The 22,116-nt window shown below is 70.2% G+C and carries 27 protein-coding genes; 1 reads left to right on the top strand and 26 read right to left on the bottom strand.

Annotation, left to right across the window (positions count from 1 at the left end):
* Positions 1-45: 45 nt before the first annotated feature.
* From MTE01_RS02205 to MTE01_RS02195, 3 genes are read right to left on the bottom strand one after another with little or no spacing between them, the layout of a single operon-like run.
* Positions 46-723, bottom strand: a complete 678-nt coding sequence (locus tag MTE01_RS02205) for a uracil-DNA glycosylase (protein WP_141375851.1) — start codon at positions 721-723, stop codon at positions 46-48.
* A 5-nt stretch (positions 724-728) separates the two neighbouring features.
* Positions 729-1,214, bottom strand: coding sequence for a phosphoribosyltransferase (locus tag MTE01_RS02200; RefSeq protein WP_103210150.1), 486 nt, complete (start codon positions 1,212-1,214; stop codon positions 729-731).
* 58 nt (positions 1,215-1,272) lie between these two features.
* Positions 1,273-1,806 carry a hypothetical protein gene (locus MTE01_RS02195; RefSeq protein WP_103210148.1) on the bottom strand — a complete coding sequence of 178 codons (534 nt, stop codon included), beginning with the start codon at positions 1,804-1,806 and terminating at the stop codon, positions 1,273-1,275.
* 273 nt (positions 1,807-2,079) lie between these two features.
* On the opposite strand from MTE01_RS02195, the gene MTE01_RS02190 reads away from it, so the two are divergent.
* Positions 2,080-3,165, top strand: coding sequence for an AAA family ATPase (locus MTE01_RS02190; protein ID WP_103210146.1), 1,086 nt, complete (start codon positions 2,080-2,082; stop codon positions 3,163-3,165).
* Here the strand turns inward: MTE01_RS02190 and MTE01_RS02185 are convergent.
* The 23 genes from MTE01_RS02185 to MTE01_RS02075 form a co-directional block, all read right to left on the bottom strand.
* Positions 3,147-3,473, bottom strand: a complete 327-nt coding sequence (locus MTE01_RS02185) for an HU family DNA-binding protein (RefSeq protein WP_218026311.1) — start codon at positions 3,471-3,473, stop codon at positions 3,147-3,149. The two genes, MTE01_RS02190 and MTE01_RS02185, sit on opposite strands and share 19 nt — an antisense overlap.
* A gap of 322 nt (positions 3,474-3,795) precedes the next feature.
* On the bottom strand, positions 3,796-4,185 hold the full coding sequence (gene fliW, locus MTE01_RS02180) for a flagellar assembly protein FliW (protein WP_103210142.1): 390 nt from the start codon (positions 4,183-4,185) through the stop codon (positions 3,796-3,798).
* Positions 4,182-5,069 (bottom strand): flagellin N-terminal helical domain-containing protein, encoded by an 888-nt coding sequence (locus tag MTE01_RS02175; RefSeq protein WP_141375478.1) that lies wholly within the window; start codon positions 5,067-5,069, stop codon positions 4,182-4,184. The genes fliW and MTE01_RS02175 overlap by 4 nt, the downstream gene beginning before the upstream one ends.
* A 13-nt stretch (positions 5,070-5,082) precedes the next feature.
* The gene (gene flgK, locus MTE01_RS02170; protein ID WP_103210139.1) at positions 5,083-6,489 is read right to left on the bottom strand and encodes a flagellar hook-associated protein FlgK; all 1,407 of its coding nucleotides are present in this window, start codon (positions 6,487-6,489) and stop codon (positions 5,083-5,085) included.
* A gap of 3 nt (positions 6,490-6,492) precedes the next feature.
* Entirely contained in the window at positions 6,493-6,975 is a 483-nt protein-coding gene (gene flgN / locus MTE01_RS02165) for a flagellar export chaperone FlgN (RefSeq protein ID WP_246077942.1), read from the bottom strand.
* Between the two features lie 88 nt (positions 6,976-7,063).
* The gene (csrA, locus tag MTE01_RS02160; RefSeq protein WP_103210137.1) at positions 7,064-7,321 is read right to left on the bottom strand and encodes a carbon storage regulator CsrA; all 258 of its coding nucleotides are present in this window, start codon (positions 7,319-7,321) and stop codon (positions 7,064-7,066) included.
* Positions 7,322-7,414: 93 nt separating this feature from the next.
* Positions 7,415-9,478 (bottom strand): flagellar biosynthesis protein FlhA, encoded by a 2,064-nt coding sequence (locus MTE01_RS02155; RefSeq protein WP_141375477.1) that lies wholly within the window; start codon positions 9,476-9,478, stop codon positions 7,415-7,417.
* A gap of 36 nt (positions 9,479-9,514) precedes the next feature.
* On the bottom strand, positions 9,515-10,618 hold the full coding sequence (locus tag MTE01_RS02150; RefSeq protein ID WP_141375476.1) for an EscU/YscU/HrcU family type III secretion system export apparatus switch protein: 1,104 nt from the start codon (positions 10,616-10,618) through the stop codon (positions 9,515-9,517).
* The gene (locus tag MTE01_RS02145) at positions 10,615-11,376 is read right to left on the bottom strand and encodes a flagellar biosynthetic protein FliR (RefSeq protein WP_141375474.1); all 762 of its coding nucleotides are present in this window, start codon (positions 11,374-11,376) and stop codon (positions 10,615-10,617) included. Before MTE01_RS02145 ends, MTE01_RS02150 begins: the two co-directional genes overlap by 4 nt.
* Positions 11,373-11,651, bottom strand: a complete 279-nt coding sequence (fliQ, locus tag MTE01_RS02140; protein WP_141375472.1) for a flagellar biosynthesis protein FliQ — start codon at positions 11,649-11,651, stop codon at positions 11,373-11,375. Before fliQ ends, MTE01_RS02145 begins: the two co-directional genes overlap by 4 nt.
* The gene (gene fliP, locus MTE01_RS02135; protein ID WP_371861594.1) at positions 11,648-12,400 is read right to left on the bottom strand and encodes a flagellar type III secretion system pore protein FliP; all 753 of its coding nucleotides are present in this window, start codon (positions 12,398-12,400) and stop codon (positions 11,648-11,650) included. The genes fliQ and fliP overlap by 4 nt, the downstream gene beginning before the upstream one ends.
* Before the next feature lie 172 nt (positions 12,401-12,572).
* Positions 12,573-13,010 carry a flagellar biosynthetic protein FliO gene (locus MTE01_RS02130; protein ID WP_170210587.1) on the bottom strand — a complete coding sequence of 146 codons (438 nt, stop codon included), beginning with the start codon at positions 13,008-13,010 and terminating at the stop codon, positions 12,573-12,575.
* A 2-nt stretch (positions 13,011-13,012) separates the two neighbouring features.
* Positions 13,013-13,672 carry a FliM/FliN family flagellar motor switch protein gene (locus tag MTE01_RS02125; RefSeq protein WP_103210124.1) on the bottom strand — a complete coding sequence of 220 codons (660 nt, stop codon included), beginning with the start codon at positions 13,670-13,672 and terminating at the stop codon, positions 13,013-13,015.
* Positions 13,669-14,562: a flagellar motor switch protein FliM gene (locus MTE01_RS02120; RefSeq protein WP_141375466.1), complete on the bottom strand. Its 894-nt coding sequence runs from the start codon at positions 14,560-14,562 to the stop codon at positions 13,669-13,671. The genes MTE01_RS02125 and MTE01_RS02120 overlap by 4 nt, the downstream gene beginning before the upstream one ends.
* A gap of 32 nt (positions 14,563-14,594) precedes the next feature.
* Positions 14,595-15,407, bottom strand: coding sequence for an OmpA/MotB family protein (locus tag MTE01_RS02115; protein ID WP_116238469.1), 813 nt, complete (start codon positions 15,405-15,407; stop codon positions 14,595-14,597).
* Positions 15,404-16,207, bottom strand: a complete 804-nt coding sequence (locus tag MTE01_RS02110; protein ID WP_141375464.1) for a motility protein A — start codon at positions 16,205-16,207, stop codon at positions 15,404-15,406. The genes MTE01_RS02115 and MTE01_RS02110 overlap by 4 nt, the downstream gene beginning before the upstream one ends.
* A 1-nt stretch (position 16,208) precedes the next feature.
* A complete protein-coding gene (locus tag MTE01_RS02105) occupies positions 16,209-16,424 on the bottom strand; it encodes a flagellar FlbD family protein (RefSeq protein WP_141375463.1) in 216 nt (71 codons plus the stop codon).
* Between the two features lie 100 nt (positions 16,425-16,524).
* The gene (locus MTE01_RS02100; protein WP_103210114.1) at positions 16,525-17,688 is read right to left on the bottom strand and encodes a flagellar hook protein FlgE; all 1,164 of its coding nucleotides are present in this window, start codon (positions 17,686-17,688) and stop codon (positions 16,525-16,527) included.
* Between the two features lie 23 nt (positions 17,689-17,711).
* A complete protein-coding gene (locus MTE01_RS02095) occupies positions 17,712-18,158 on the bottom strand; it encodes a flagellar hook capping FlgD N-terminal domain-containing protein (RefSeq protein WP_141375461.1) in 447 nt (148 codons plus the stop codon).
* Between the two features lie 10 nt (positions 18,159-18,168).
* A complete protein-coding gene (locus tag MTE01_RS02090) occupies positions 18,169-19,632 on the bottom strand; it encodes a hypothetical protein (protein ID WP_141375459.1) in 1,464 nt (487 codons plus the stop codon).
* On the bottom strand, positions 19,629-20,054 hold the full coding sequence (locus MTE01_RS02085; RefSeq protein ID WP_103210108.1) for a flagellar FliJ family protein: 426 nt from the start codon (positions 20,052-20,054) through the stop codon (positions 19,629-19,631). The genes MTE01_RS02090 and MTE01_RS02085 overlap by 4 nt, the downstream gene beginning before the upstream one ends.
* Positions 20,051-21,373, bottom strand: a complete 1,323-nt coding sequence (locus MTE01_RS02080; RefSeq protein ID WP_141375457.1) for a FliI/YscN family ATPase — start codon at positions 21,371-21,373, stop codon at positions 20,051-20,053. The genes MTE01_RS02085 and MTE01_RS02080 overlap by 4 nt, the downstream gene beginning before the upstream one ends.
* Positions 21,370-22,002: a FliH/SctL family protein gene (locus MTE01_RS02075; protein WP_170210586.1), complete on the bottom strand. Its 633-nt coding sequence runs from the start codon at positions 22,000-22,002 to the stop codon at positions 21,370-21,372. The genes MTE01_RS02080 and MTE01_RS02075 overlap by 4 nt, the downstream gene beginning before the upstream one ends.
* Between the last annotated feature and the right edge of the window lie 114 nt (positions 22,003-22,116).

The following is a 22,116-nucleotide window of genomic DNA, read 5'->3' as shown; positions in this document are numbered from 1 at the left end:
GCCCATGGGCGGTCGCCGCACAGCGGCATCCGTCGTGCGAGGGTCTCAGTCGGGAATGCGCCAGTCCACGGGCGGGGCCCCCTGTTGCTCGAGCAGCGCGTTCACACGCGAGAACGGACGGGAACCGAAGAATCCGCGGCTGGCCGACAGGGGCGAGGGGTGCGGCGAGGCCACGACCGCCGTCTCGCCGAGCAGGGGGGCGAGGCCCTGAGCGTCCTTCCCCCAGAGCACGGCCACCAGCGGAGCCCGTCGGTCGACGAGACAGCGGATGGCGTGCTCCGTCACGCGCTCCCAGCCCCATCCGCGGTGGGATGCCGGGGCCCCCGGCGCCACGGTGAGCACCCTGTTGAGCAGCATGATGCCCTGAGCAGCCCACGCCGAGAGATCTCCGTGCGGCGAGGGCGCGATGTCGAGGTCTTCGGAGAGTTCGCGGTAGATGTTCGACAGGCTGCGGGGCAATGGACGCACGTGGGGGTCGACGGCGAACGACAAGCCGATCGGGTGGCCGGGGGTCGGGTACGGATCCTGTCCGACGATGAGCACGCGCACCTCGTCGAGCGGGGTGCGGAACGCCCGCAGCACGAGGTCGCCGGCGGGGAGGTACGGCGTGCCCTCGGCCCTCAGACGCTCCCCTACCGCGGCAATGTCGGCGGCCACCGGCCCGAGGGCCTCGACCCACGATCGGTCGATCAGACCCGCGTCCGCGAGCTCGGGGAGCGTCATCGCGCTCACGCGGCGTCTTCCTCCTGCACCGAGCCGAGGTGCGACCAGGGGAACTCGATCCACAGCGACGTGTCTCGCCACGAGTAGTCGGGAGCGATGATCGTCGTGGGCTTGGTGTAGATGACCGCGGAGCGCACGTCCGCGCCCTGTCGGTTCAGGAGTCTCACGGCGAGATCCAGGGTGCGGCCGCTGTCGGCGACGTCGTCGACGAGGAGCACCCGTCGTCCCGAGAGGTAGGAGAGGTCGAGCGCCGGAGGAAGCACCTCGGGGGCGTCGAGAACGGTGCCCACGCCCGTGTAGAACTCCACGTTCAGGGCCCCGCAGTTCTTCGCCCCGAGCCCGTACGCGATGGCCCCTCCCGGGAGCAGCCCGCCCCGGGCGATTGCCACGACCACCTCGGGGTGGAACCCATCGGCCACGATCGCCCGCGAGATGTCGCGTGTGGCGGCTCCGAAGTCGTCCCAACTCAGGCGTTCGCGTTCGTCCGTCACGGCGGATTCCTCTCCTCGATTGCTCTCACCCTAAGGGCGCGCGGCGGCGGCGGGCGTTCTAGGAGCGCGCGCCCACCGGGAGGATCATCGAGGTCGTCCCCGGGATGTCGACGAACCCGATCGCCGCCCAGTGCGCGCGGTCGGCCCAGAACCCGGTGGCGCCGTCGTTCCCCGTGCGTCGTGCGGTGAGCAACGCGATGGTGTCGCCGTCGAACACCCGCGCGATGCTGCGTACGAGCTCGTGGCTCAGCGACGGCCCCTGCCGGGCATCCTCGACGTGGATCGAGGCGATGACGCAGAGGTTGTCGGTGAACAACGAGGATTCGTCGAGCAAGGAGATGAGCTCGCGGTCGACGAATGCCGAGCTGATCGACGTGAGGTCCGCCTCGGCATCCTGGAGCTGTTCGGCCCAACGCGGATTCGCGTAGTGCACGCGGTACACGGTCGCCTCGGCCGCGCCGGTCTCGCCGCCGAAGCGGGTGACTCCACCGCTATGGATCGTCGCGCGCCAGACCTCGGGCTCGACGTCGTCGTCGACGGTGCGAAGCGTGAGCTGGAACGCGGTCGCACGCTGGTCGGAATCTTCGGACATGTGGCCCCCACGGCCTGTTGGAGTGTCGGGAGGCACTCGGCTTTTTCCCTGACCATAGCGAAATGCCGTCTCGCAGTTCTCATCTTCTTCGCTAGGAATGCGACGTGGTATGGGGTAGGCAACGACCGAAAAGGCCCGGAAATGCAGGGCTGTGTGACATTCTTGCGTCAAAATTCGGGCAATCCTCACACAAAGATGAGAAGACGCTAATGTAAATCTCAGACAGGGACAGGCCCCTCGACACGCCCTTTTCCCCCACAGGAGCCCGACACAGTGAGCAGTACCTACATCGAAACCGGCGGACAGGTTCGGGTCTACGACTCCGCCGTCCAGGCTCACGACTCGCTTCCCCTCGGCACGTATCGGGTGCGCTACAGCATCAAGGAGGGCTTCAGCCTCCAACGCACCGAGAACCTCGGCGTCGGGTCGGAAAAGGTCTACGGCCGCCGCGAGGCCAAGGTCGACAAGATCTTCCGCACGTACGCGCGCTTCGAACGCAACCTGGGCGTGATGCTCTCGGGCAACAAAGGGCAGGGAAAGTCCATGTTCCTGCGCATGCTGGCCGCGCGCGCGATCGAGAGCGGCATTCCGGTCGTGCTCGTCAGCGAGGACGCCGAGGGCATCGTCGACTTCCTCGACACCCTCGACGAATGTCTCGTCATCTTCGACGAGTTCGAGAAGACCTTCTCATCGGGCCGCGGTCCGCTCGACGGCCCCAACCGCCAGAACCAGTTCCTGACCCTGTTCGACGGGACGTCCTCGGTCAAACGGATCTACTGCCTCACGGTCAACGACGTGCAGGACGTCAGCCACTACATCGTCAACCGACCGGGTCGGTTCCACTACCACATGCGATTCGACTACCCGAGCCCCGACGATGTGCGAGAGTACCTCCTCGACCAGGCACCGCACGCCGCCGCGTCCGAGATCGAGAACGCCGCGCTGTTCTCACGTCGTGTCAACCTCACCTACGACCACCTGCGCGCGATCGCGTTCGAGATGAACCACCCCGACGCCACATTCGCCGACATCGTCGAGGACCTCAACATCAAGGCGGTCGAGCCGAGCACCTACCGGGTCGAAGCGACGTACCCCGACGGTTCCGTCCTCGCGGACGAATCGGTCCTGAACCTCCACGAGCGCAGCGACGCGAGCCGCACCATCGAGTTGCGCAGCACCCACCGTGTGCTGTTCTTCTCGTTCATTCCCCGGGACGTCGTCTTCGAAGACGATGGCACCCTCTCGGTCCCCGTGCAGAAGATCGAGGCGTTGGACGAAGACGAAGAGGTCCCGGAAGAACTCCCGGCCCGCATCAGCCTCACCCTCATCGGACAGGCCAGCTATTCGTTCGAGCGCTGACGCCGTGCCTCGCCCAGGTCGCGGGGCTGTGTCACCTTCTTGTTGACCTCACGAGTCGCCGAGAATTTCAGCACGCTGTAGTCGTCGACGCGACCCCGGCTCTCGGGATTGTCGCGAATGTTCAGCACGACATTGTGACCCTTGTGCGACTGCGCGTAGAACTTCCCGAACCCCGTCAACGTGACGCGGTTGCCGGCGTTCACGAGGTCGAGAATCTCCCCGAAGATCGCCTCGTATGCCACCTGCGTGACCTTCGGAGACAATCCGGCGCGCTGGGATACGCGCTGGATGAACTCTCTCTTGCTCACCTTGGGCTCATCGGTTCCTCTGACGGGCATTGCTCACCACCCCTTCTCTTGTGCTCGGTTACGAACGTATGCGTCGTCGTCGCCACAGGAAGAGGGGTTGCCTCGCCGGTCGCGATGCGCACGTCGTCGGCCGTGTCCTTCGGGTGGACCGAACCGGGATGGACGGACGGGTGCGGTGAAGCCTCGGCCGTCGGACGGGCGCCGCCACCGCGTTTCGGGTCGCGGGGGCGAATCGTCGTTTCTGCTCGTATTCGCGACGATCCTACTCGCTGTCTCGGCGCGCGATCGTCACGTGACGACGTACCCTCGCCGCCATGACGGATCACGCAGCCAGACGGGCGCGGATCGGATACGTCGTGTCGTCGAAGATGACCTGTGCAGCCGCCCCCGTCCGCGCGTTGATGAGGATCGGCGCTCGCAGATTGACGGAGACGCCGTCCTCTCCGGGGTTCGCGACGACGAACATCCGCGCCTCATCGGCCGCCGCCCCGATGTCGGCGAGAGCGGCCGCGGGAAGGCGCGGTCGGTAGTCCAGACCGCCGCTCACGGGGTCGAGGAGGAACAGGCGCAGGTCGTCGATCGTGGAGCGCAGGGCGTACAACCCCTCCGCTGCGTCGATCGACTCGAGACGGAAGGACGTTCGCGGCTCGAGACCGGGTAGCGACGCCGCGAAGTCGACGTCCAGGCTCACGAGGGGATGGGCGGTCGTCATCTCACGAACTCCAAGAGAGTGGTCTGCAGGGTCTTGGCGGTGACCTGCAGGGCGGACTGGTACACGAGCTCGGCGGACTGCAGCGCGATGTAGACCTCCAGGGTGTCGACGTTCTCGACCTCGGCACGACGCGCCTCGAGGTCGACACCCACGCTCGCGTTCGTGGCCTGCGCGCGCTCGATCTGCGCCTGCCGGGCACCCGTGACTCCCCGCGCTGTGACCAGCTGTTTCAGGTGAACGTCCACCTCGGCGAGGCGTGAGCCCACCTCGGTACCCGCCCGCAGATCTGCGGCGATCCCCTGCAGGGTCGCGAAGACGCTGGACCCCCCGACCCCGAATGCGTCCGCACCGTCGAGGTCGACCCGCACCGTCTCGTTCTCCGAGATACGACGATCGACCGTCGATCCCGGCACGCCGGTGAACGCGAAGGTGGCGGAATCGAAGGCTCGACCGCTGTCGTCGGTACCGGCGAACACCGTACGACCGAGCACGGTGGTGTTGGCGTGCGCGAGGAGCTCGCGGCTCACGCTCTCGAGTTCGGCGGCGATCGAGTCGCGTGCGGCGGGACTGAGTGCCCCGGAATTCGCGCCCTGGGCGGTGAGATCGCGCGCTCTGTTGAGAAGGTCGACGCTGGCGCCCAACGCGGTGTCGGCCGTCGTGACCCACGTCAGTGCGTCGCTGATGTTGCGAGCGTACTGCGACGCGCGCGCCTGCTCGCCGTGCACACCGAGGATCGCCGCTGCGACCGTCGGGTCTTCGCTGGGGGTACGGATCGCGAGTTGCGAGGTCGCCTTGTCCTGCAGGCGTGCGCGGTCGGCCAGGCCCGCCTGAAGAGTGCGCAGCGCTTGTTGGTTGACGGTGCTGCTGGTGATTCGTCCGATCACGATGGCTCCCGGATCAGCGGCCGACCAGGCCGACGCGGTTGATGAGGATGTCGAGCGCCTCGTCGACGGCGGTGAGCACCCGGGCCGCCGCCTGGTACGCCGTCTGATACGTGAGAAGGCTGATGGTCTCTTCGTCTCCGTCGACCGACGCGTGGGACTGCTGGCCCGAGACGGCGGCGATCGCGCTGCGGTCCGCCGTATCGGCGCGCTGCACATCGCCGGCGACGGAGACCCCGAAACCGGTCACGAAGCTCGCCCACCCCTTGCTGGGTCCCGTGGCCGCGGTGGCCAGGGTCGAGATGCGATCGGCCACCGAGGTGTCGAGGGCTCCCGCGCCGGGCGCAGCCAGAGCCAGCTGGTCGAGGGAGGTGGGGACCACGGACAGTCCGAGGGCTGCGGGCCCGTCCGCGGCGAGTGCGAAGAAGTCTCCCCCGGCGGCGCCCGTCCGGGTCTGCCCCGACCGATGGATCTCGTTGACCGCCTGCGCGAGCGCCGTGGCTGTCGCATTGTAGGCGTCGGCCACGCGCGCGAGAGTACCCCCGTCGGAAGCCGGCGCGAGCACGCCGATCGCCCCTCCCACGGACCCGCCCGTGACGGCGACGGGCACACCCGGACGATCCGACCATGCGAGGGTGATCCTCCCGGCATCCGCGAGAGCGCGCGGCCCCGCGATCGTCAAGGTGCGGCTCGAGTCCCCGCTGACGAGCGCGTTGCCGTCGATCCGCAGGGTGAGCGTGCCGTCGTCTTCGACCCGACCCGTCGCACCGATGGTCGTGGACAGCTGCTGGGCGAGGACGTTTCGCTGATCGATGAGCTCGTTCGCGGTGCGCCCGGACTGCAGGGCCGAGCGGATCTGCCCGTTCAGCGTGGCGACCTGGCTCGCGGTGACGTTCACGACCGCGAGGTCGCGATCCATCTGCGCACGCAGGTCGGACCACTGCCCGGCCGCGGCGTCATAGCCGGCGGCGATCTGCGCGGCGAGCACCCCGGCGTTGGTGAGGACCACCTGCGCGGCCGCCGGCTCGGGGGTGTTGGCGAGATCGGACCATCCGGACCAGAAGCGATTCAGGTGAGCGGCCAGACCGTCTTTCGTCGGCTCGGCCATCTGGGCTTCGGCCTTCTGGGCCGCAGAGGACCGGGCCGACCAGAATCCGGATGCCGAGAGGGCATCGCGGACGCGCGCGTCGAGAACCTCGTCGCCGAGGCGGGCGATGCCCTGCACGGAGACACCGCCGCCGACGGAGAACCCCGTGGCCCACAGTCCGGCCGCACCGGACGCGCTCACCGACGACTGCTCGAGGCGCTGGCGGGTGTAGCCCGGGGTGGTCTCATTGGCGATGTTCTGACCGGTGACGGTCATGCCTGCGCGCGCGGCGGCGAGACCGGTGGCGGCCACCTGGAGCCCTGCGAACGTCGACATCGTCTACACCTGCACGTCGAGCAGTCGGGACCCGGCGCCCGCGACGCGGGAACCGCTCGCTGCGTACTCGCCGGTGGGTTCGCCGAGGCCCGCGATCGTCTCCTGCGTGACCCGCAGGGCCGTACGCAGGTGCTGGTTGACCGACCCCTTCTTCTCCGCGATCTCCGCGGCGAGGCTCGACAGGGCTTCGTGATGCGATCCCAGGACCTCACGCCACGCGTCGGTGGGTGCCACATCGATGAGCTCGCGTAGGGAGGTCGCCTCGGGGACTCCCCATTCGGCGGCGACGTCGACGAAGAGGGTGTCGCGCTCGATGGTGCCCGCGGTGAGAGCCTTGGCCACGCGATCGACCTCGGCGGTGGCGTGCGCGATCCAGCGCGTGCGTCCCGTAGACAGGAGCATCTCGAGTTCTTCGAGCTTGAAGAGCATCAGCTCGAGCACCTCACGCTGACGCAGCAGCTGCATGCTCAGGTCGGTAGCGGACACGTGGGTCACCTCGTTCGGGTCGAGTCGTGGGGAGGGTACGCCCACCACGGGACCGACTATCGCGACGCGGCGACGCGCGAGTAACCCGTCAGTCCGATGCCTCGACGCGCGCTCCGCCGCGGAGGGCGTCGAGCACGGCCGTCTCGGCGTTCACGGATCGCGACGCGGAGATGGCATCCTGATTCTCATTCGACACCGCCACGACGATCTCGCTGCGGTGGATGCGCCTATCGCGGGGGGCGTCGATGCCGATGCGCACGCCGGTCGCCGTCACCCCGAGGACCGTCACCGTCACGTCGTCGCCGATCATGATGCTCTCGCCGGGGCGTCGAGTGAGTACGAGCATGTGCGTGTGGCCGCCTTCCGTGGCTGGTGCGCCCGCGGCGCCGTCCCCCGCCAGACTACCTTTTCTTCTCGGTTACGAGTGTTCTCGCTCCGCTTAGGACGACGGGAGGGCGGCCTGCACCGGGCGGACGACGCCGACCACGTCGGTCGCGAACCCGCCCGCGGCTGCTTCGTCGTACGACAGGATCGGCATGCCCGCCACCTGCCCGGCCAGAAGCGCCCGCACCCCCTGACGCAGTGACGGCGCGCACACGAGCACCGGTTCGCCACCCACGGGGTCGATGTCGGCGATCACGCGGCGGACACCCTCCATCAGCTGCATCGTCTGGTCGGCGTTCAACACGATCTGCGCGCGACCCTCCACGTGCCGCAGCCCCTCGAGCATCTGCTGCTCGAGGAGCGTGTCGAACATCACCACGCGCAGGCGCCCGTCCTGGGCGAAGCGCGCCGAGATCGCCGGTCCGAGAGCCGCGCGAGCGGCCTCGACGAGCGCGGGCACCTCTGTCGTCGACTTGGCGCGCAGAGCGAGCGACTCGTAGATGCGGCCGAGGTCGTTGATCGGAACGCGCTCGGCGAGCAGGCTGGCGAGGACGCGCTGGACGAGCGCGAGCGGGAGCAGCGCGGGCGTCAGCTCCTCCACGACGCTCGGCTGGGTCTGCTTCAGGTGGTCGGTGAGCTGACGGACGTCTTCGAGTGAGAGCAGGCGGTGCGCGTGCGCGTGGACGATATCGGACAGGTGCGTGATGATGACGCTGACCCGGTCGATGACGGTGGCTCCCGCCATGTCGGCGGCGTGCGACATCTCGGTCGGCACCCACTTGCCGTCCAGACCGAACACCGGATCGACGACGGCGGTGCCCGGGAGGTGCTGCAGCCCCGCGCCGATGGCGAGGACGTGTCCGCGAGGAACGACGCCGCGGCCCACCTCGATGCCGGCGACCAGAATCGCGTAGGTCTCGGCGGGAAGCCCCACGTTGTCACGCGTGCGCACGGGCGGCATGAGCGTTCCGAGCTCGAGGGCCACCTTCCGCCGCAGCGACTTCACCCGGGAGAGCAGGTCGCCGGCGCCGCCCGCCGCGAGGTCGACGATGTCCGGGGCGAGGGAGATCTCCAGGGCGTGCACGCGCATGGTGTCCATGAGGTCGTCGGGGCCCTCCGTCGCAGCCGCCTCCGCCCGTTCGCGCGCCTCGGCGTCGGCCACGTCGGCGGCCGCGCGGTCGGTGTTCGCCTTGACCCGTGAAGCGGCGAACAGCAAAGCCGCACCGATCGCCAGGAAGGCCAGGAACGGCATGCCGGGGATCAGACCCATCGCGATGGCCGCCATCGCCGTGATCAACAGGGCGGTGCGCGACTGAAGGAGCTGGCGGCCGGCCGCACGACCGAGCTCGGCCTCGGCGTTCTCGCGCGTGACGATCATGCCCGTGGACACCGCCATCAGCAGGGCGGGGATCTGGGTGACCAACCCGTCGCCGATCGTGAGAAGGCTGTAGGTCTCGAGGGCCTTGTCGATGGCCATGCCGTGCATGGTCATGCCGATGATGATGCCGCCCACGAAGTTGATGACGAGGATGACGATCCCGGCGATCGCGTCACCCTTGACGAACTTGCTCGCACCGTCCATCGCCCCGTAGAAATCGGCCTCCGCCGCCACCTCGGCGCGGCGCGCACGGGCCTGCTCATCGGTGATGAGCCCGGCGTTGAGGTCGGCGTCGATGGCCATCTGCTTGCCCGGCATGGCATCCAGGGTGAAGCGGGCGCCCACCTCGGCGACGCGTTCGGCGCCCTTGGTGACGACGACGAACTGGATGACGGCGAGGATCAGGAAGATGACGAAGCCGATCACCAGCGACCCGCTGATCGTGATCTGCCCGAACGCCTGGATCACCTGCCCCGCGTGCGCCTCGCTCAGGACCAGACGCGTCGAGGCGACGTTGAGGCCGAGACGGAACAGCGTCGCCACCAGCAGCAGGCTCGGGAAGACCGAGAAATCGAGCGGCTTCTTCACGAACATCGCGGTCAGCAGGATCAGCAGGGCGAAGGCGATGTTGGTCACGATGAGCAGATCGAGCAGTCCCACCGGGATGGGGACGATGAGCAGCAGGATGATTCCCACCACGCCGACCGGGACGGCGCCCTTCGACAACAACTGACCGATCATGCGGTGCGCTTCCTTCGTGTCATGGTTCTGGGGCGGCTACAGGCCGCGTCCGGTCAGGGCTGCCAGGGGCATCTCGAACGTCCCCGTACGCGAGCCCCTGTTCTTCAGGTGCTGGATGAAGGCGAGGACCTGCGCCACCGCCGTGTAGAGCTCTTCCGGGATCTCGCGGCCGACCTCCACGCTCGCGTGCAGAGCCCGCGCGAGCGGGACGTCGCGCACGAGAGGCACTCCGGCTTCCTGTGCGCGCTCGCGGATCTTCTGCGCGATGACGCCGGCGCCCTTGGCGACGACTCGGGGAGCCGACGTCCCCGGCACGTAGCGCAGAGCGACAGCGATATGCGTCGGGTTCACGAGCACCACGTCGCTGTCGGCCACCGCGGCGATCATGCGGTTGCGGCTCACCGCGAGCTGACGCGCTCGGCGCTGCGAGCGGATGAGCGGGTCGCCCTCGCTCTTCTTGTGCTCGTCGCGCGCCTCCTGCTTGGTCATGCGAGTGTGCTTGCGGTTGCGCGAGATCACGACGAAGACGTCGATCGCCGCCAGCAGCAGGCCCACGACCACCGCCACCTGGAGCAGCGTCGCCACCGCCTGGCCCGCCACCTCGAGCAGCCACGCGATGCGGTGGCGACCGCTGCCCATGAGGATCGGCACGAGACCGGCGACCACGCTCCACAGCGCGGCGCCGATCGCCGCGGTCTTCAGCAGCGCCTTGATCCCCTCCCAGAGGGCCGCGACGCCGACGGTGCGAGCGAGGCCCGCGATCAGGTCGAATTGCTCCACGCGCGCGGGGATGCCCCGCAGATGGATGCCGCCCTGGGCGATCGCCGTGAGGGTAGTGGCCCCGAGCACGACGACCAGGAGCGGCAGGAGCACCTGACCGACCGAGGCGATCGCCGCGCCCAGCGACTCGACGGCGGCATCCACCGTCGGGTGTTGCGCGACCGCTCCCACGCGCAGGGTCTGCTCCGTCAGCACCGCAGAGGCCGAGGACAACGTCGCGGGCATCATCACGGCGGCTGCACCGATCCCCACCCACGCGGTGAAGTCCTGACTGCGACCGATGCGTCCCTTCGCAATCGCCTTCTTCAGTCGCTCCGGAGTCGCCTTCTCGGTGCGCTCCCCGGCATCCGTCCCGCTCATTCGCTCACCCCGATCACGAGCCGGGCGGCCTCGTCGGCGATGGCGGACACCACCGAGGGCAAGGCTGCGAACACGAAGCCCACCAGCAGGAAGGTCAGCGCGATCTTGATGGGGAAGCCCAGGGCGAAGGCGTTGAGGGCGGGAGCCACGCGCGACACGAGACCGAGTCCGACGTCGGCGAGGAACAGCACGATCAGAAGCGGACCCGCGATCTGCACGGCGCTGAGCAGCATCTGCCCCACCGCGGAGGTCAGCACCTCGGCGGGCCGCGACAGATCGATCATGCCCGCGACGGAGACCGCATCGAAAGAGCGGAACAGGCCGCCGAGCACGAGCTGGTACGCATCCGACGTGAACAGCAACAGGATGGCCGTCATCTGGAACAGACGGGTGAACTGCGCGCCGTTGACGTTCATGCCCGGGTCGTAGGCCTGGGCGAGCTGGAACCCGCCGAAGGTGTCGACGAGGAATCCCGCGCCCTGGACCGCGCTGAAGAGCACCAGGACGAGGAAACCGAGCAGCGCCCCGACGAGCACCTGCCCCGCGGCCGCGAACAGGAAGCTCCCGGTGTCCAGGCGCTGATAGCCCGGAACGACGACGGGCGACACCGCCAGCCCGAGCCCCACCCCGAGCATCGCGCGCACTCGAGCGGGGATCGAGCCGTGGCTGAAAGGCGGCGCGATCACGAGGAACGCCGTGATGCGCACGATCGCGAGAGCCGTCGCCTCGAGCCACGTGAAGTCGATGGGGATGTTCATCCGCCGCCGTTCAGGAGCGAGGGGAGGCGCCCGAAGAGCTCGTGCGTGAAAGCGACGGTCTCGGCGATCATCCAATTCCCGCAGACCATGAGCGCGATCCCGACCGCCAGCAGCTTCGGCACGAACGACATCGTCATCTCCTGCACCTGCGTGATCGACTGCAGGAGCGAGATGGCGAATCCGACCACGAGGGCGGTGACGAGCAGCGGAGCGCTGAGCTTGGCCGCGAGCATGAGGGCGCTCGCACCGATGTCGATGACCGCCTCGGGGTTCACGTGCCACCTCGATACGACTGCACCAGCGAGGTGACCACCAGCCCCCACCCGTCGACGAGCAGGAACAGCAGGATCTTGAAGGGCAGCGAGATCATGACCGGCGGCAGCATCATCATGCCCATCGACATCAGCGCGCTCGAGACGACGAGATCGATCACGAGGAACGGGATGAACACGATGAACCCGATCACGAACGCGGCACGCAGTTCGCTCAGCATGAACGCCGGGATGAGCGTGTACAGGGGGATGACCTCGGGGGTGTCCGGGTTCGCCATCTGCGCGGCGCGGTGCATCAACGCGATGTCCTCTTCGCGCGTGAAGTGCAGCATCCACGTGCGCAGCGGAGCCTGCGCGGCGTCGAAGGCCTGCCCGAAGTCGAGCTGCCCCGCGGTGAACGGCGCGACGGCGAGCTGGTTGATCTCGGTCAGCACCGGCCACATGATGAACAGCGTCAAGAAGAGGCTGAGCCCCGCCAGCACCTGGTTCGGCGGGATCGACGGGAGCGAGAGCGCGTTCCGCGTCAGCGCGAGCACCACGAAGATCTTGGTGAAGCTCGTCATCATCAGCAGCAGGGCCGGCGCCACGCTGAGCACGGTGATCCCCAGCAGCGTCGTGACGCTGTCGGAGGGCGTCGCGTTGATGCCGTTGATGCTGACGCCGCCCGGCTCCCCCGTGGTCGCCGCGGCCGCGCCTGTCGTGACGACCTCACTGACGAACAGCACCGCCACGAGAGCGAGCAGACCCAGGATGCCGGCACCCCGATGCCCGTGGGAACGCCGAGGTCGGCGGGGCGCGGGGCGCGACGAGGGGACGGGCAAGACGGCACTCCGTGCGTGGGTGACGAGGCCGATCCGTAGCCAGGGGTCGAGCGATCCGTGCTCGCGACCGACTATCGCGACGTGGCCCGCGCGCGGTAACCGCTCAGGCCGCGTGAACCCCGGAGCTCTCGCCGTCCCGCGGGCTGCCGGCATCCGTCAGCGTCACGATGTTCTCTGCGTGAGCGTCGTGCTCGATCGGGACCTCCTGCGTGTCGACCACGTCGATGCCCTTCTCGCTCACGCCCAGCACGTACCGGATACCCCCGAACTCCGCCACGACGAGCTGGGCACGGCCGCCGAGACCGGTGCGGGCGACGACCGTGATCTTCTCCGCGCGCGGACGGGAGGGGGACGCCGTGTTCAGCCGGGAGGACAGACCCGGGAGGTTGCGCAGCCGGCCGAGTCGCCGGGGCACGAGCGCCGAGAACGGCCCGTCGCCCGCCGCCTGTCCCTTCTGCACGCGCTTGGCCAAGAAGAGCAGGAGCCCCACCACCGCGGCGAGCGAGACGACGGTGCGTGCCGCGAGGAGCAGCTCGTCCACGTTCAGTCGGTCCCGGCCTGGTCGATGATGCGCTCGACGCGCACCGCGAAGTCACCGTCGGCGACGACGACCGTACCGTGGCCGATGAGGCGCCCGTTGAGGGTGATGTCGGCGGGGGACCCCGCCGCGCGGTCCAACTCGACGACGTGACCCGGCTCGAGGCTCAGCACGTCTCGCACGGGGAGTCGGGTGCGTCCGATCTCGACCACCAGTTCCATCTCGACCCCGGCGATGCGGCTGAGCCGGACGGGGCCCGCCGTGGATGCCGCCGCGCGGGCATCGTCGATGCGGATGGCCGCGCGCGCGACGGTGCTGCCGTCTTCACGCACGAGATCGAACACCTGGACGCCGGCGTCGGAGAAGACGCTCGCGGCATCCGTCTCCTCCCCCTCGCCGAGCGTGCCGGCTCCGAGGACGGCCACGGCCGCTTCGAAAGCGGGGTGCAGACGGTCGGACAGCTGTCGGTCGCTCGAGCCGTCGTCGAGGGCCGCGGTGTCGGCGACCTGGATCGCGATGCTCGCGCCCGGGGCACCGCTGAACGCGACGACGACCGCGGTGCCGGTCGCCCCCGGGTCGGTGGAGGGCGTGGGCAGCACGGGGAAGCCGAAGGGGAGCTTCGCCGCGATCGCGGCGGCCATGGCGGCGGCGTGGAAGGTGCTCATCGGGTGGTCTCCTCGAGGATGGTGGTGATCGTGCACGCGAGCCGCGACCCCTGGGAACCGGGAACGGCGCGCGCGATCGGGGTGTCGCCGACGACGAGCTCGAAGGGCTTGGTCTCGGGGTGCGAGAAACGCAGCAGGTCGCCCGGGGCGAGGTTCAGGACCTCGCCGGCCCCGATGACCCGCGGCGCGACGCGCAGCGACACCTCCAGTGGGGCACCGAGGACCTGGTCCACTGTCGCACCCGCCCGGTGGGCCGAGGCGGCGTCGCGTTCGCTCTCGGCGAGTCGGTCGACGACGACGGTGGGCAGCATGACGGTCGCGGTCGAGTGCGACTCCCCCATCCGCATGTCGAACCGCGCGACGATGACGGCCTCGCCAGGCGAGATGACCTGCAGGTACTGCGGGTTGTCGTGCAGGCCGGCGTACGTGAGCGGATTCGAGAGCAGCATGCCCAGGCTCGTCGTCAGCAGCTCGAAGGTGCGGTCCATGAGCTGACGGATCAACGCCGACTCGATGGGGGTGAGGGAGCGCGGCTCGATCGGCGCGTTGCTCCTCCCGCCGAGCATCTGCACGACCCACGCCAGCGCCACGCCCAGATCGAACTGCACGACCCCGGGCTCGTCGCGCCCTGCGGTCGCACCGGTGACCATCGCGGTCGTCGTCGGGAGGGTGTCGGCGTACTCCTGGTACGACATCGACTCCACCCCCTCGAGCGTGAGATGGGTGCGCATGCGGACCTTGCCGGTCAACTGCGAGGCCCACTGGCGCGCGAACGCCTCGAAGGCCGCCTCGAGCCGACGCCGGTGCTCTCGCCCCAGCTGAGCGGGGCGACCGAAGTCGTAGGCGGGATAGCGGCGCAACGGGTCGTTTCGAACGGCGGTCGTCGACATGGCGGTCTCCTGGGGGCTGGTCGTCACGAGGGTCACCCCCGCGGAGCTGTCTGGACGAGTCCGGGGATGAGGGCACGCACCTGCTCCTCCTCGGTGGATTGCACGACGATGTCGACGCGGCGGTTCGCCGCCAGATCTTCCGCGGTGTCGCCCTCGACGAGCGGACGCTGATCGGAGTAGCCGACCGCCTGCACCCGGGAACCGGCGATGCCCTCGTGCTCGACGAGATAACGCGCGACCTTGGTGGCGCGTCCGCTGCTGAGCTCCCAGTTGCTCTCGTAGGGCGCGACCGCCGCGCGATGGTCGGCGTGACCCTCGATGCTGAGGGGGTTTCCCGCGGCGGCCAGCACGTCGCCGATCGCGTCGAGGACGGCATCCGCCTTGGCCGACAGGTCGGTGCGGTTGTCGGTGAAGAACGTCTCGGCGCCGACGAGGCCCACTTTCAGTCCGCGCTCGTCGATGACGAAGTCGACCGTCCCCGCCAGTCCCTGAGCGGCCAGCGCCGACGTGATCTGCTGCTTCATCTGCTCGAGGTCGTCGCGTTCGCGAGCAGCACGCGCCGCGACGTCTTCGACGCCCTCCTCGACCAGCAGCTCGGGCGGGATCACGAGACCCTCGGTGAAGTCGCCGCCGCCCGGCGTCTGGGATTGGCCGAACGCCTCGGCGAGACCGTTCTTGAGCTGCTCGTACTTGGTGTCGTCGACGATCGACACCGCGTACAACACGATGAACAGGCACATCAGCACCGTCACCATGTCGGAGTACGACACGGCCCAGCGCTCGTCGGGCTCGTCGTGCTCGCCCTCGTCGTGGCCGCGGCCGCGCGCGCGTCGGCTGCTGCTCACTCGGCATCCCCCGTCGCGGTGACCTTGTCGGGTCGGGGCTCCTTCTTCTTCTTCGGCTTGTAGGTGGTCAGCGCCAGCAGACGCTCCTCGACCAGGCGCGGCGCGCTCCCGGCCTGGATGGCCAGGATCCCTTCGCTCACGAGCGTCATGCGCTCCTGCTCGACGGCGGCCATGCGGTTCAGCCGCCCCGCGATGGGGTTCCAGATGAAGTTGGCCGACAACAGACCCCAGAGGGTCGCGACGAAGGCGGCGGCGATCATGTGTCCGAGCTCATCGGGCTTGTTGAGGTTCTCGAGCACGTGCGTGAGAGAGACGACCGTTCCGACGATGCCGATCGTGGGCGCGTACCCGCCGAGCGCGGAGAAGAAGCGCGCGGCCACGCGGTTGCGCGCCGCCTCGGTGACGATCTCGTCGTCCATCAGCGTGCGCAGCTCCTCGGCGTCGACGCCGTCGGCCACCGCCTGCACGGCGCGGCGGGTGTAGTCGTCGGGGGCGGCGTCGAGCTCGTCCTCGAGACGCAGCAGCCCCTCGGTCCGCGCCTTCTCGGCGTAGGCGACGAGGATCGGGATCACGGTGGCCGGGGTGGAGCGCGGTCCACGCGCCATCCGCCCCAGCGAGCCGAAAGCCGCGATCGCGTCGCGCAACGTGTGGCTGGCGATGCCGACGCCGATGGTCGAGCCGAGAACGAGGATCATCGGGGCCGGCAGCAGGAGCGCGCTCAGGTGAGCGCCCTCCATCGTGATCATGGCGTACAGGGCGCCGAAGGCGACGACGACACCGACGACGAAAGCGATGTCCATGTCAGCGCTCCGACGGGACCGAGAGGGCGGATGCCGCGGCGAGCACGCGCGCGCGGTAGGCGACGATGCGGTCGATGAGTTCGTCGAGGCTCTCTTCGACGTTGTAGACGCGACCGTCGACCATGTGCAGCGTGGTGTCGGGCGACTCGTGCACCCGCTCGATCAGATCGGGGTTCACCGCGAATCGCGTGTGGTCGAGACGGGTGAGCGTGATCATCGGGAGATCTCCGGTCGAGGGGTGAGGGGACGGCCCCGACTATCGCGACGCGGCCCACCGGGGGTAACTCGGGTGGGCCGCGCCGTCGAGGGGCGGAGGGTCAGCGCTTGAGGTTGGTGAGCTCCTGCAGCACCTCGTCGCTCGTGGTGATGATGCGTGCGCTCGCCTGGAACCCGCGCTGGGCGACGATGAGGTTGGTGAACTCCTGCGAGAGATCGACGTTGCTCATCTCGAGCGAGCCCGAGACGAGCTTGCCGAAGCCGGCTTGCCCGGCCTCGCCGATCTGCGCACCGCCGCTGTTGACGGTCGCGCGATACGCCGTCCCGCCGACCTTCTCGAGTCCTTCGGCATTGGCGAAGGTCACCATCGCGACCTTCGCCAGGGTCTCGGTGCGGCCGTTCGAGAAGGTGCCGACGATCGAGCCGTCCCCCGTGATCGAGTACGACTGCAGGGTGCCGGCCGCGGCACCGTCCTGCGAGGTGATCGCGACCGTGCTCATGTCGGCGAAGCCGGTGACCGCGGTGAGGTCGACGGCGACGCCGCCGGCGTTCAGAGTGAGTCCTGCGGTCTGGCGCCCGTCGGTGAACGACAGGGTGCCGGTCGCACCGCTCGCGGGTTCGGTGACGTCCCAGCCCGTCGCGGTCCGGGTGAAGGTGAGGCTGAGGGTCCTGGCGGCACCCTGGGCGTCGTGGACGTCGATATCGCGCACGAGCTGGTCGCCGACGGCCGCGGACGAGGGCAGGTTGCCCGTGACGGTCGCCGCCGTCGTCGCCCGCGCCGGCGAGACCGCCCCCTGCGGCAGAGAGATGGTGCCCGCGGCCTGGCCGGTGGCCACGACGCCGTTCTGGGCGGTCCATCCCTGCACGAACGCGCCGTCGGCGGTGACCATGTTGCCGGCGCCGTCGAAGCCGAAGCCACCGGCGCGCGTGTAGAGGGTCTCTCCGCCCGAGCGCACCGCGAAGAACCCGTCGCCCTGGATCATCAGGTCGCCGCCGCGGCCGGTGGTCTGCGCGGCGCCCTGGCTGAAGTTCGTGCGGATTCCGGCGACCTGCACGCCGAGTCCGACCTGAGCGGGGTTGCGGCCTCCGGCGTCGGCGCCCGGGATCGCGGCCCCACCGACCGCCTGGGACAGCGTGTCCTGGAAGAGCACCGAGGCCCCCTTGAAGCCCGCGGTGTTGACGTTGGCGATGTTATTGCCCGTGGTGTCGAGCATGGTCTGGTGCGCACGGAGTCCGGAGATGCCGGACGAGAGGGAACGGAGCATGGAGGTCTCTTTCGTGTGGGTGGTCAGGCGGACGTGCCGGTCCGGGCGGTGGCGAGGGAGGTGATCTCATCGAGCGCGACGGTCGCGTCGCCGATCGTGACCTGCGGGATGGGGCCGTCGAAGCTCACCTTCGTCACGATCCCGGTGACGGCGGCGCCCTTCGCGTCGAGGTAGCCGGCCTGCTGGCCGATGAGCGTCGAGGCGGCCTGGCGCATGTCGAGGGCGAAAGCCTCGGTGGAGGTGCGGCTCATCGCCGTCAGTTGCTCCATCATCGCCAGCTGCGTGGTCTGCGAGATCATCTGGTTGGTGTCCATCGGGGTGGACGGGTCCTGGTTCGTCAGCTGGGTGACGAGCAGCTTCATGAACACCTCGCTGTCGAGCCCCTTCTTCGCCGGGGCGGCGGTCGTCGTCGCGGTGGTCGTGTTCGCGGGGATCGGGGCGGGTGAGCCGGTGACGGCGGTGACGGGCATAGCGGTCCTCTCAGACGAGAATGTCGAGCCCGCCGCCGGGGACGACGTGCGAGAGCGCGGGCAGGAGACGGGCGGCAGGGCGGGTGGATGCCGACGGGGCGGTGTCGCCGGGTCGGGAGCCGCGCCCGGGGTCGGACGGGTCGGACCCGTTCTCGGAGGGGGCGCCGCGGTCGCCGGTTCCGGCGTCGGCGGAGAGGGGGGACCCCACGCTGAGATGAGCGTGGGGGTTGACGGCGGCCAGGTCGCGGCGGAGGTCGGCGACCATGGCGCGCAGGGCGTCGCGGCCCGCCTCGGTCGCACCCGCCAGGTCGATGCGCACCTCGCCCCCGGGCCCGATGTGGGCGCGCACGGTCACCGGTCCCGTCGCTTCGGGGGTGATGGTCAGCGTGATCCGGTGGGTGCCCGCCGGGCGCTGCGCGATGTGCACGATCGCGGGTGCGACCTGAGCGGCGATCGACCGCTGGGCCGAGGTCGGCGCGGCGGTCTCGGCCGGGGCGGGTGCGAGCGGAACGGATGTCGAGAGGGGCGGGGTCGCCGCGACGCCGGTCGGCCCGGCGGTCGCCGCCACCGACGGCGCCGCCTCATGTCGAGCCGGTGCGTCCTCCGGCGCGGCGGCGAGGGCGAGCCCGGTGACGACGACCCCGCCGGAGGGCGCCGCCTCGGGCATGACCGCCGGTCCCGCGGCGGCGGCCGGGAGAAGGGCACGGACCGGCGGGGCGGTGGATGCCGACGCGGCCCGCGGAGCCTCGAGCCCGGGAGGTGCCTCGAGGACGCTCGCGGTCGACGGCGGTACCGCCGTCGCGGTCTCGCGGGGGGAAGCGACGGCGGCACCGGGCCGCGCCGATGTCGGCAGGGCGGCGTTCGCGCGGGTGTCGGCCGTGACCGCTGCACACGTCGTCGGATCGGACGATCTCTCGGCGCCGTTCCCCGCGGCGAGCGCGACGAGCGCCGCGTCTTCGCGACCGTCGGCCGCGGGTCTCGCGCCGTCGGAGGCGATCCCGGCGAGGGGCACTCCGACGAGGGGTCGGGTCTCCGGCGCTCCGGCTGCCGCAGGAGGGGTCTGCGCGAACGGCTCCCCCGCAACGGCTGCCGCGATCGGCTCCGTCGCGGCGGTGTGCGACGCGGAGCTCCCGACCGCCGGAACGACGTCCGTCCGGACCGCCATGGAAGCGGGTATCGCCATACCGGTCACGGCTTCGGCCCCGAACGCCGTGGCCTCCGACCCCGACGACGGCGCCGGTTCGGCAGGACGATCATCGGAGCCGTCCGCGGAGGCGTCGAGGGTGTCTGCCGCGGCGGTCACCGGCTCGGCCGGGAGAACCGGACCGGCCGCATCATCCCGGCTCACCGCGGCGTGGGCCAGTGCGTCCGCGAAGATCGTGCGCGTGGCCGTGGTCGCCGCTCCTTCGCCCGTCGAGCGCGCACCCCGGGGCGAGGCGGGCATCGATCCCGCGGTCGCCAGCAGCATGCTCACGCGGCGCTCCCCGCGTCGCGCGCCGCACGTCCCACGGCGATCTCGTCGAGCACGCTCTGTTCGGCGCGCCGTTCCTGCGCGAGCTCGCTCGCGCGATGGGCGCTCTCGAGCCGCTCGAGTCCCTTGAGCTCGCGGCGGGCCTCGACGTGGGCGGCAGACGCGGCCTCCGCGGCATCCTGTCGCAACTGCGCGAGAGCACGCAGGTCGGCCAGCGCCGCCTGCCCCGAGGATCGGGCCGCGGCCATCGCCCGCAGCGTCGCGGGGTCGTGGATCTCGGTGGCGATGTCGCTCAGGCTCGATACCGCGTGCTCGACCGCCGTTTCGGCGGCGACGGCCTCGGCGCGAGCGTGTGACAGCGACTCGGCCGCGGCGCGCTCCTGCACGCCGCGCACACGCAGCAGTCCGGAGAGGGGGAACGTCATGAGAGTCCTCCGAAGGTGGTCGTCAGGGCGGTCAACCGCCGCCAGGAGTCGTCGGTCGGGGTCAGATCGTCCATGCGCTGGGTGAGGAACCCGTCGATGGCGCCCTGATGGGCGAGGGCGGCATCCACGAGCGGGTTCGCCCCCGCCTTGTACGCGCCGATGTCGATGAGGTCGTTCGCCTGCCGACGCGCGGCGAGCACGCGGCGCAGGGTCACCGCAGTCTCGCGTTGGTCGGGCGTGGTCACCTTCGACACGACGCGCGAGACCGACCCGAGAACGTCGATCGCCGGGAAGTGGCCGCGCACGGCGAGACCGCGGTCGAGCACCACGTGCCCGTCGAGGATCCCGCGCGCGGCGTCGGCGACCGGCTCGTTGTGATCGTCGCCGTCGACGAGCACGGTGTACAACCCCGTGATCGACCCGGTGGGCCCGGTGCCCGCGCGCTCGAGCAGACCCGCCAGCACCGAGAAGGTGGAAGGCGGGTAGCCGCGGGTCGCGGGCGGTTCTCCCGCAGACAGCCCGATCTCGCGCTGAGCCATCGCCACACGCGTGAGCGAGTCCATCATCAGCACCACGTCGAGGCCGTCGTCGCGGAACTGCTCGGCGATGCGCGTCGCGACGAACGCCGACCGCAGGCGCGCCATCGCCGGTTGGTCCGAGGTGGCCACCACGACCACCGCGCGCGCGAGGCCCTCGGGACCGAGGTCGTCCTCGAGGAACTCCCGTACCTCGCGACCGCGCTCGCCCACCAGCGCGATCACGGTGACGTCGGCGGTCGAGCCGCGCGCGATCATCGACATCAGCGACGACTTGCCGACCCCCGAGCCCGCGAACAGTCCGAGCCGCTGGCCCACGCCGACGGGGGTCATCGTGTCGAGCGCGCGCACCCCCAGCCCCAGTTGGCGGTCGATCCGCTGGCGTCCGATGACGCTGGGCGCGGTGTTGTCCAGGGCGACGACGGGGGCGCCGGCGAGCGGACCGAGACCATCGATCGGGCGACCGAGACCATCGAGAACGCGCCCCAGCAGGCCGCGACCGGTCGGCACCGTCAGCGCCGCAGCGGAGTGGTGCACCGCCGCGCCGACGCGCACACCGGTCATCGGGCCCATCGGCATGCAGCGCACGGCTTCGCCGTCGACCGCGACGACCTCGGCCTCGATCTCGACGGCGCCGGCGGCTTCGATGCGCACGCGGTCGCCGACGGCGGCGGGGATGCCGAGAGCCTCCACGCCGAGACCCACCACGGCCTTCACGACCCCCGAGCGGCGCGGACCGGTCGCCCTCAGTGCGCGCTCCCAGCGACGGGTGGCGACGCTCACGAGCCGGCCTCGCCGTCGTCGTCCAGAGCGAGTTCCGCGCGCGCCCGCTCGAGCGCCGCACCGATCCGCGTGTCCACGCTGCCGTGCACGATCCGGACGATCGCGCCGCCGGGATCCACGTCGGCGTCCGCCACGACCTCCACGCCCTCCGCGAGTTCCGCGGCGGCCGCATCGTGGAGCGTGCGCAGGTCGCGTTCGTTCAGGTGCACCCGCACCCATGCCGCGCGGGGCGTCTGAGCGGCGGCCCGCCGCATCGCGTGAGCGGCCGAGCGGGCGGCATCCGACATCTCCGTCCGCAAGATCTCGGCGGCCATCTCGATCGCGAGCTCCTCGAGACGTCGCACGTCGGATGCCACGAGAGCGGCGATCTCGGCGTCGAGCCGGGCCCTCGCTTCGCCGAGAGCCGAGAGGGCCGCTCGATGGGCCGCGTCGGCTGCGGCGTCGCGGGCGGCGACGCGCCGCTCGGCCGCGAGACGCTCGCTCTCGAGCTCGACCCGGGCGTCGCGGCGCCCCTCGGCGAACCCGTCGGCGTATCCCCGCGCCCGCGCTCTGTCGGCGACAGCCCGAACGTCCGGTTGCGCCTCGCCCACGCGCGGCAGAACCAGCGGAGTGAAGACGGAATCGGACACGGTGGTCACCCTGCGGTTGTGGCGAAGCCGATCCGTGGCCAAGTCGACGAGCGATCCGTGCTCTTCCCCGACTATCGCGACGGGCGCTGCCCGCCGTAACCGACCGCATCCGGG

Source organism: Microbacterium testaceum (assembly GCF_006539145.1).
Taxonomy (GTDB): domain Bacteria; phylum Actinomycetota; class Actinomycetes; order Actinomycetales; family Microbacteriaceae; genus Microbacterium; species Microbacterium testaceum.
The sequence above is the reverse complement of the archived record's forward strand: the minus strand, read 5'-3'. Positions and strand labels throughout refer to the sequence as shown.

Bases quoted from the DNA above. Each gene is read 5' to 3' on its own strand.
- fliW (WP_103210142.1), bottom strand. From the start codon at position 4,185: ATGACGACCGCCCATCCCCTCGTGAGCCTGGACGTCGACTTCGCGGCG.
- MTE01_RS02120 (WP_141375466.1), bottom strand. From the start codon at position 14,562: ATGTCGACGACCGCCGTTCGAAACGACCCGTTGCGCCGCTATCCCGCC.
- MTE01_RS02125 (WP_103210124.1), bottom strand. From the start codon at position 13,672: ATGAGCACCTTCCACGCCGCCGCCATGGCCGCCGCGATCGCGGCGAAG.
- MTE01_RS02100 (WP_103210114.1), bottom strand. From the start codon at position 17,688: ATGCTCCGTTCCCTCTCGTCCGGCATCTCCGGACTCCGTGCGCACCAG.
- MTE01_RS02145 (WP_141375474.1), bottom strand. From the start codon at position 11,376: ATGAACATCCCCATCGACTTCACGTGGCTCGAGGCGACGGCTCTCGCG.
- MTE01_RS02085 (WP_103210108.1), bottom strand. From the start codon at position 20,054: ATGACGTTCCCCCTCTCCGGACTGCTGCGTGTGCGCGGCGTGCAGGAG.
- MTE01_RS02205 (WP_141375851.1), bottom strand. From the start codon at position 723: ATGACGCTCCCCGAGCTCGCGGACGCGGGTCTGATCGACCGATCGTGG.
- MTE01_RS02195 (WP_103210148.1), bottom strand. From the start codon at position 1,806: ATGTCCGAAGATTCCGACCAGCGTGCGACCGCGTTCCAGCTCACGCTT.
- MTE01_RS02110 (WP_141375464.1), bottom strand. From the start codon at position 16,207: ATGGACATCGCTTTCGTCGTCGGTGTCGTCGTCGCCTTCGGCGCCCTG.
- MTE01_RS02095 (WP_141375461.1), bottom strand. From the start codon at position 18,158: ATGCCCGTCACCGCCGTCACCGGCTCACCCGCCCCGATCCCCGCGAAC.
- flgK (WP_103210139.1), bottom strand. From the start codon at position 6,489: ATGTCGACGTTCGCAGGGCTCCAGGTGGCCGCCACCGGTCTCGCCGCC.
- MTE01_RS02150 (WP_141375476.1), bottom strand. From the start codon at position 10,618: ATGAGCGGGACGGATGCCGGGGAGCGCACCGAGAAGGCGACTCCGGAG.
- MTE01_RS02155 (WP_141375477.1), bottom strand. From the start codon at position 9,478: ATGATCGGTCAGTTGTTGTCGAAGGGCGCCGTCCCGGTCGGCGTGGTG.
- MTE01_RS02105 (WP_141375463.1), bottom strand. From the start codon at position 16,424: ATGATCACGCTCACCCGTCTCGACCACACGCGATTCGCGGTGAACCCC.
- csrA (WP_103210137.1), bottom strand. From the start codon at position 7,321: ATGCTCGTACTCACTCGACGCCCCGGCGAGAGCATCATGATCGGCGAC.